We start from the raw sequence: 6376 nt of genomic DNA, 5'->3' as shown, positions 1-6376 counted from the left end.
CTCCTCGTCAGTCAGCAGCAATTCAACCTTCGGTCGGCCTGTCCTCATCGCGGTATCCCCCGTTCCAAGATACCGCAATGGCATGCAGGATTAATGCCAGAAACTAACGGGACAGGACACTAGGTCGGACGCAGGCGAAAGCGCAGATCCGCCCCCACGGGTGTGGCTTCGACGAAGCGCCAGCGCGGCGCCGCGGCCAGCTCCGGCAGCGCCGCCAGCTCGGCCAGCGGCCGGCCCGCGCCGATGAGCATGGGCGCCTGGTAGACCAGCAGTTCGTCCACGAGGCCGGCGTCGAGGAAGGCGCCCGACAGTACAGGGCCCGCCTCGACGTGCAGTTCGTTGATGCCTTCGGCGCCGAGCCGGGTGAGCAGGTCCGGCAGGTCGGCACGGCCCGGGCCGATGACGCGGGCCTCGCCCGGCGGCTGCAGGATGCGGGCGGCGGCAGACAGGCGGCCCTGCGGGTCCAGCACGATGCGCAGCGGCTGCCTCACGGTCGGGACGAGGCGCACGTCGAGCCGAGGGTCGTCGGCCAGCACGGTGCCGATGCCGGTCAGCACGGCGCCCGCGCGGCGCCGCCAGGCATGGCCGTCCGCACGCGCGGCCTCGCCGGTGATCCACTGGCTGCGGCCGTCGGGCAGGGCGGTGCGGCCGTCCAGCGAGACGGCCGACTTCAGCCGCACGAAGGGCCGGCCGCGCTGCATGCGGGAAAAGAAGCCGATGTTGAGTTCGCGCGCGGCCTCGGCGGTCGCGGCGTCGGCGAGTTCCACCTGGATGCCCGCGGCGCGCAGGCGGGCCAGGCCCTGGCCGGCGACCTGGGGGTTGGGGTCTTCGACGGCGGCGACGACCCGGGCGATGCCGGCGGCGATGAGGGCGTCGCAGCACGGCGGCGTGCGGCCATGGTGAGAGCAGGGTTCGAGGGTGACGATGGCGGTGGCGCCACGCACGTTGTGGCCGCGCGCTGCCGCGTCGCGCAGGGCCATCACCTCGGCGTGGGCCTGGCCGGCGGCCTGGGTGTGGCCCGCGCCGAGCGTGCGGCCGTCGGGGGCGAGGATGACGCAGCCGACGCGCGGGTTGGGGTCGCTCAGGCCGATGGCCTGGGCCGCCAGGTACAGCGCCTGGCCAAGGGCGGCGGGGATGTCGGGAAAGGGCATCCGCCCAGTCTAGGCCTGGCAGCCGGGGTCAGGACGGCTGGATCTGGACGGTGGAGTAGTCGACGAAGATGCCGTGGCTCGGATCGGGCGCCGACGCGGTGGGGCAGCTCACGTCGCCGCGCACGACCAGGAAGTTCTGGCGCGCGAGCGAGTAGCTGACATGCCGGTAGACGGCCGGGTGCTCCTCGTTGTCGATCCGGTCGACGACGCTGGGCGACGACACGAAGGGGGGCTCGACATAGCCGTTGTGGTTGTAGTCGGCGCTGTAGCGGCAGACCCTGAACTGCGAGGCGGTCGCGCCGAGATCCAGGCCGCTCAGCAGCACCTGTCCCCACCAGTTGCGTGGCGACTGGTTGTTCGGGTAGACGATGCAGTTGTAGTTGACGAAAGCCTGGTTGAGGTTGGGGCTGGCCGGTGCATCGTTGAAGCACTCGTAGCTCGGGGTGATGGGGTACTCGCCACCGGGCAGCAGCCCGGTGCCGTCGGGCTTGACGAACTGGCTTGGCTTCAGGTCCAGGTAGACCGACAACGACTGCGCGGGCGCCTCGGGCGTCGTCGGATTGGCGGGCTTGGTGGCCGAGAAGCGCACGGTGCCGGCGACGAGGTAGCCGACGGTGTTGTTTTTGCAGGAGTCCACGCTGCTGGGCGTCAGGTCGGTCAGCGCGGTGTTTACGTCGATCTCGCACTTGCCGGTGATGACGCCGGTGGCGTTGTTGAACACCCAGACGGTGACGCTGTCCCGGCTGGGGCGGAAGACGCTCACGCCGTCGTCCAGCTTGCGGGCCCCGACGGGAATGACGGGATTGCGCCCATCCGGCGTGCGGATGCCGGTGGTGGGCGGGGTGATGCTGAGGGCCGACGAGACGACGGGATCGGTCCGCGAGATGACGGTATGCAGGTTCACGCGCTGCTCGACGCCGCTGCGGTCCTGCCAGGCGACGGTCACCGAGACCGTGCGCCCCTGCGGTTCGGTCTGGTCCTTGACGAGAGGCCAGACCTGGCGGGACAGCGTGAAGGTGGTGTTGCTGTCCGCCGCCGCGATGGTCTGCACCTCGGGCAGGGTTTTGACGTCGTTTTCGTAGTCACGCGGCGCCGAGGCGCCCGCGGCGCGCTGGAGCACGGCGAAGGAGCGCAGTCCTTCCAGCTCGGCCTGCGCGAGGCGCATCGCCTCGCTGCGCTGCTTGGCCACGTCGCCGCTGTACCTCAGGTTGCCCAGCAGGCTGACGAGGGCCACCATGCCGAAGGACATCACCAGCAGCGCCACCAGCGCCTCGATCAGGGTGACGCCGGCCTGGCGCGATGGCCGGGCCGTGGAGCGGCGGAAAGAGGAGTTCTTCATCGCCGGCTCCTCAACGGACGAAGGTGTTCCAGCTGCCGGGCACGCGGACGAAGCCCCCCGTGCGGTTGCGGAGTTCGTCCGCCACGGTCTGCTGGTAGACGATGTCGACGGCACCACCGGTCTGCACATTGCCGCCGACCAGCACCATGCCGTTGATCAGCGAAGGCAGTGCGGTGCCATTGGTCCAGGTGAGGTTGCCGGGGGTCACGAGCATGCCATTGAGCTGCAGGCCGCCGGTCAGCGTCACGTCGCCGGTGGCGATGAGCAGCAGGGGATCGGTGATGCTGGCCAGCGTCGGGTTGCTGCTGATCGTCAGCGGGCCGTTCACCCACAGGACGCGCTGGCCGGCGTCGTAGGCGGCCTGGATGTCGGCGCTGCAGTCGCCCGAGCACGCCAGCTTTCTCAGGGCCGGCAGCGATGGGTAGCGCTGCACGGTCGCGCCGAGATACATCCGGAACAGGTCGTCGGTGGTCGTGTTGACGTCGGCCAACCGGGCGTCCTGGCCGACGACCTGGTCGAGCGACGTGCCGGGCACGCTCTCCAGGCGATCGTCCACCCGGCCTGGCCAGGCGGTCGAGCCCCCCATGGCCACGAGAAGGCCGTTGGAGCGCGGATCGGTGTTGTGCAGGCCCAGGCCCGCGCCGGACGAGCTGATGCTGCCCTTGACCACGAGCGGGGACGCCGGCGGGCTGCGCACGGCGCTGACCAGGGCGATCGTGGTTTTCAGCCGCGTCCTGCCCAACTGGGCCTGGCTGACGGCCGAGGTATCGCTGTTCTTGCAGTTGTCGATGACGCTGTCCGTACAACCGAGCACGAGCAGCTGCAGGGTGCCGTTGCGAGGGCCCTTGGCGAAGTCCACGCTGAAGCTGGACGGCAGTTCAGCACCTGCCGGCAGTGCGGTGGCAGGCGTGGCGGCGGCGTCCGCCGCGGGGCAGCGGCAGGCCCAGCCGTCCTGGGTCAGGTCGCGCGCGCAGTCCAGGAGGTAGGCGGACACGGCGGTCCGCGAGGTGATGGTTCTGTCGGCAGGATCGATGTTGAGGTAGCGGTCCGCGAATCGCTGGCCGCCGCTGCTCACCGGCTTGCAACTGGCGTTGATGGCGGCGCCGTTGAGCTGAGCCAGGGTCCATTCGATGCCGGCCTCGGCCGCCTCCTGTGAGAGGCTGGCGCGCAGGTAGCTGCTGGCGATGCGCTGCTCGAACAGCAGGCTGCGGTTGCCATAGGCCGCCAGCAAGGCCATGACGAGGAAGAGCACCATGACGACCACGAGAGTCGCGGCGCCGCGCTGGGGCCGGGCCTTGGGGACGTTCAGGGCGCTCATGCCGGGCACGCTCCGCTGAGTTCGTCGGCGCGCGCTCGCTCGGTGCCGGTCAGCGTGCGTCTCACCTTGTGGTCGTGTGATGCCTCGCCGACGATGGTGAAACTCACCACGCGCACGCGCTGCACCGGACATACCGGCGCCGCGGCCCCCGGCCCGGAATTGCAAGGCTTGTCGCAGTAGCCGCCCATATCGAGGTCCTCGGAGGCGACGTTGATGTCGAAGTCGACGATCCGCACGCTCTCCGGGTCGGTGATGGGTTGCCAGTTCGGCTCCCCGGCGGTCTGCCCCAATTGAAGGTAAAGGACCTTGGCGCTCTTGTCCCATTTCACGCCGAAGAACTCGTTGTTTGCCGGCGCCGCACCACCCGACCCGACGGCATAGGAATACCTGAGTGACGTCGCCCTGTCGTTGTTCGACTTGGTGATGGCGCTGTAGCCGTTGGCCGCCACCGTCTGGGCCGAGTGTTCGCTCGGCGAACCGACGGCGCTAGGCGGAGCCCAGACGCCCGAAGCGCTGGAGCCGTTGTATCCGGCCCGGCGCAGGTCTTGCTGGAGCAGGTCGGCCGCCGACCTCAGGTCCTGCTGGATCTGGGTCTCCTGCATCAGCCGGCGGTGTTCGCTGATCTGGTTGACGGCGACGAGGGAGGCGCCCGCCGTGACGATCATGCCGATGGTGATGCCGACCATCAGCTCCACCATGCTCAGCCCGCGTTGCCCGCGGTGGAAGGCGTTCAGCCGCATCGGGCGTACCCTCCGATGGCGCCGTCCGGCGAGCAGATCCGCACACGCCCGACGTTGTTGTACTCGACGCGCAGTTGGGCGCCTGTGTGTGTGCCGGTCACGGTCACCCCGACGTTGTTCACTGGATTGAACGCGCCACGCTGAAAGCTGACCACGTAGGGAACGAAGATCCAATTGCCGGTGGCATCGAATTTCACGCCGGTGCTGCGAGGGAGCAGGTACTCGCGCAGCAATTTGCCTCCGCCCAATCTGCAGACCTGGTCGGCTGCGAGGCTGCACTTGCACAGGTCGGTGGTCGCCGCGGCGCTGACGCGGACGCAGCTGAAGGCGCCCACGCTGGACGGCACCGGCTCGAGGTGCAGGTTCACCGTCTCGGTCAACACATTGGCTTCGGACCGGGCATAGGTGAACAGGCCGGCCACCTCGTCCGCCGCCGCGATCACGCGCCGACGTTCGATCAGCCCGGTCAACGACGGCGCGGCCACCGCAAGCAGCACGCCGAGGATGACCACGCCGACCATCAGCTCGATGAGCGTGAAGCCTGGGCTCGATGATGGAAGGAGAGGGCGCTTCATGCTCAACGAGCCCAGCAGCGCGGGCTGGCCGTTTCGGTGGTGTCGGTGTCGTTGGCGTCCGCCGACAGGTAGGAGAAGCGGGCGCCCAGCAATTGGATGCGGAGCTTGGCGCACTGCGTGTCGCGGCTTTGCGGCCCGCTGGCGATGGCGGACGCAGTGACGACGTAGCCCGTCACGAAGCTCGGCGTGCTGCCCGCGCCGGCGAGGCTGACGGTGTAGTACTTCGCAATCTTGGACACGTCGATACCCAGGCCGTCGTCGCCCACCTGCTCGGCATAGCTGCTGTGGTTGGAGCGGTAGCGTTCCTGGGCCTGCACGATGGCGGTCAGCACGGCCATGGCGTCGGCGCGGCGGCTGCGCTGGAGCGCCGAGGTGTAGACCGGATAGGCGACGGCGGCCAGGATGCCTGCCACCACGACGGCCACCATCAGTTCGATGAGCGTGAAGCCGCGGATGCGTCGGACGGGCGCAATGGACATGGCCTGGATTCTCGGTAGCGGCGTACAGACAAATCGTTACGTTTGCGCCGCTCGTCGCCGATGAGCGACCGTTGGTCGCCGCTCCCCTGAACGAGGGGGAGCCGCTTCAAGCGCATTTGGGCAGGCCGGACAGCTTGGCTCCGATGTAGCAGCTGCGCACGCGGCCGATGATGGCGACGACTTGGCGGATACCGGGGCCGTTGACGAGGCTGAGGTCGATGCTGCCGGTCTGCGTGACCAGGCCCTGGCGGAACTGGAATTCGAAGGTCTCGGCGTTGCTGCGCAGGAGCAGGCTGGCGCGAGGCAGCCATTCGGCCTTGATGATGGCGCTGCCGGGCGTCGTGCATGAAGCTTGGCCGCTTGCGCTGCAGTCGCAGCCGTTGCCCGTGCCGGTGTGGAGCAGGTAGCAGCTCTGGCTGCCTTTGCCGCTGACGCGAAAGTAGACGGAGTCCCCCGTCCGGGCGGCCTCGCTGCGGGCGAGTCGAAGGTCGCTGGCCAGGGCGTCGGCGGCGGCGCGCAAGGCCTGCTCGCGTCGGAATTGGGTCAAGGCCGGAATGGCCGCCCCTGCCAGGAGGGCAAGCACCCCCGCGCCGACGCAAAGTTCGACGAGGGACACGCCGCGGCTCCCGCCGCGCGCGATGCGATTCATGAAGTCTCCCTGAGATCGTTCTTTTTTGTTTTGAACGAACTCTAGGGCGCGCCGCTCGGGGCGTCTTTCCCAGCTAGTGCCAATTGACGCGGGCTGATCCCGATGTCAATCTCTCCACCCCTTGA

General features: G+C 68.9%; 7 protein-coding genes. All 7 read right to left on the bottom strand.

Annotation, left to right across the window (positions count from 1 at the left end):
* Positions 1–119 precede the first annotated feature (119 nt).
* The 7 genes from ribD to LXT12_RS21290 all read right to left on the bottom strand — a co-directional run bounded on the left by ribD (position 120) and on the right by LXT12_RS21290 (position 6251).
* Positions 120–1151: a bifunctional diaminohydroxyphosphoribosylaminopyrimidine deaminase/5-amino-6-(5-phosphoribosylamino)uracil reductase RibD gene (gene ribD, locus LXT12_RS21320; protein WP_233394311.1), complete on the bottom strand. Its 1032-nt coding sequence runs from the start codon at positions 1149–1151 to the stop codon at positions 120–122.
* Between the two features lie 28 nt (positions 1152–1179).
* Entirely contained in the window at positions 1180–2490 is a 1311-nt protein-coding gene (locus tag LXT12_RS21315; RefSeq protein WP_233394310.1) for a prepilin-type N-terminal cleavage/methylation domain-containing protein, read from the bottom strand.
* A gap of 10 nt (positions 2491–2500) precedes the next feature.
* Positions 2501–3808, bottom strand: a complete 1308-nt coding sequence (locus LXT12_RS21310; protein WP_233394309.1) for a PilX N-terminal domain-containing pilus assembly protein — start codon at positions 3806–3808, stop codon at positions 2501–2503.
* On the bottom strand, positions 3805–4548 hold the full coding sequence (locus tag LXT12_RS21305) for a PilW family protein (protein ID WP_233394308.1): 744 nt from the start codon (positions 4546–4548) through the stop codon (positions 3805–3807). The genes LXT12_RS21310 and LXT12_RS21305 overlap by 4 nt, the downstream gene beginning before the upstream one ends.
* Complete coding sequence (locus LXT12_RS21300; protein ID WP_233394307.1) at positions 4539–5123, bottom strand: prepilin-type N-terminal cleavage/methylation domain-containing protein; 585 nt, start codon at positions 5121–5123, stop codon at positions 4539–4541. The genes LXT12_RS21305 and LXT12_RS21300 overlap by 10 nt, the downstream gene beginning before the upstream one ends.
* Before the next feature lie 2 nt (positions 5124–5125).
* Complete coding sequence (locus tag LXT12_RS21295) at positions 5126–5602, bottom strand: type IV pilin protein (RefSeq protein WP_233394306.1); 477 nt, start codon at positions 5600–5602, stop codon at positions 5126–5128.
* A 106-nt stretch (positions 5603–5708) separates the two neighbouring features.
* Positions 5709–6251 carry a pilus assembly FimT family protein gene (locus LXT12_RS21290; RefSeq protein ID WP_233394305.1) on the bottom strand — a complete coding sequence of 181 codons (543 nt, stop codon included), beginning with the start codon at positions 6249–6251 and terminating at the stop codon, positions 5709–5711.
* Positions 6252–6376 lie beyond the last annotated feature (125 nt).

This window comes from Pelomonas caseinilytica (assembly GCF_021353235.1).
Lineage (GTDB): Bacteria > Pseudomonadota > Gammaproteobacteria > Burkholderiales > Burkholderiaceae_C > Pelomonas > Pelomonas caseinilytica.
Note: the sequence above shows the minus strand (reverse complement) of the source record. Positions and strands in the feature narration are given on the sequence as shown.